Genomic DNA, 1531 nt, shown 5'->3' on the forward strand with positions numbered 1-1531 from the left:
ATTGCTGGATTTAACGCTGAATACGACAGCCTGGTGTATGCGGATGTCCCAGAAAGAGATGCTGCCCCGCGGGCTTCCGTCGGAAGAGCAGAGCCGTCAGTTCAGCGCCTGGAATGTGTGTGTTTTTTATACCGGACTGTTTTACTGGTTACCGTTAACGGCACAGTTTGAGGGACAACTGAACAGCCTGTCGGCGTGGCAGCCGGGGATGAGTGCGCCCACCGTACCGTATCGTTTTCGCTTTCATGAGCCGGTGCCGGATATGACGCATTTTCGCCGGACGACGGGGGCCATGATGGCTTTCCGGCTATTACCGGAGAAGGTAATCCACTGGTTGTCGGGTACACCAAAGGCGCTTCAGGCGTTGTCTGACGTGGTGACCGAGCCGGTAAACGGTGATAATGATTTACAGCGTGTGCTGAATGAGGCTCTGGCTGCGTTCCCCGCCGGTGCATTGCCGGCATTTTCTTCCGTTGTTTCTATGTCAGCGCCTGATGCTTCGTCTTCAGTGCTATCAGGGCAGCCGGAGAATGATATCGCGTCATTGGCGCCTGCTGAATTGGCGCAAAAGCCACAACCTGAAACTCCGTCTGTAACATCTGTATTGCCTCCGGAGTCTGTTACTTCAGAAAAAACAGAGAACGGAATTCACTGCGATATACCGCTAATGGTAGTTGCAGAAGCAGAAGGTGCGGTTGTCCATGGGGCACTTGATTCTGCTGATGAAAAAACTGTCTCAGATATGTCTCCTCCGTTATCTGAGGATATGAAATATGCACTTGAATTATCAGGTTTAATGCCGGAAATCTTATCTGATACTCAGACGGGCAATCGTGATGAGAAGGATGAACAGCGCGAAAACTGTCTGAGTATAAAAAATGAAGGAGAGGCTTTCTGGGCGTGGTTTAAGTCCGGATTATTGGGCGGAAAACTGGCAATAAATACGCCGGATGCGAAGGTTCACTGTGTCATGGAGTATTTGTTTTGCCAGAGTCCGGCTGTTTTTTATCAGTACATACAGGAGGCGGGTAAAAATCCGGATGATATCGGCCATATTATTTCTTCTTTTGAATCCCTTAAATTGCACCGGATTATTCGTCATGATACCCGACAAACAGGGCATTTCAGGGCTCGAATTTATGGTGAAAAACTGAATCCGCTGAGTGATAACAAAACATTAATTACGTTATCCCATAAAAAAATCAATGGTTACATGATTAAAGGACGTCAGATTTTTGGCATGAATATGCCGGAGGAATCATTGTTTATTCGTATTGTCGGAAGTTAAAAGCAGGAGGTGTTTATGAAAGATAATCACAGTTCTGATGAACATCAGCAGAAAGTGGATGTATGGGAGCAAATGCTGAGTAATTACTTTTACAATAAAGTATTACGGCCGGATACGGAGAAAACATACCGTAAGATGGTACGTCTTTTTCTGCGTTATTGCGGAGTTTGTGAAAATGCGTTACCGCTACCGGATGAAGTGACACATGAGCATGTGCTGAGATGGCGAAGAAATGAGCTGAAT

The 1531-nt window shown here is 46.7% G+C and carries 1 protein-coding gene and 1 pseudogene; both read left to right on the forward strand.

Annotation, left to right across the window (positions count from 1 at the left end; genetic code table 11):
• Positions 1–1288: conjugal transfer nickase/helicase domain-containing protein (locus PR833_RS17780; RefSeq protein WP_272526388.1), on the forward strand; the 1288-nt coding region annotated here is incomplete at its 5' end.
• Positions 1289–1303: 15 nt separating this feature from the next.
• Positions 1304–1531: pseudogene (locus PR833_RS17785) on the forward strand (tyrosine-type recombinase/integrase); the annotation flags it as partial.

Source organism: Providencia sp. PROV189, from assembly GCF_028480065.1.
In the GTDB taxonomy this organism is placed as follows: Bacteria; Pseudomonadota; Gammaproteobacteria; order Enterobacterales; family Enterobacteriaceae; genus Providencia; species Providencia stuartii.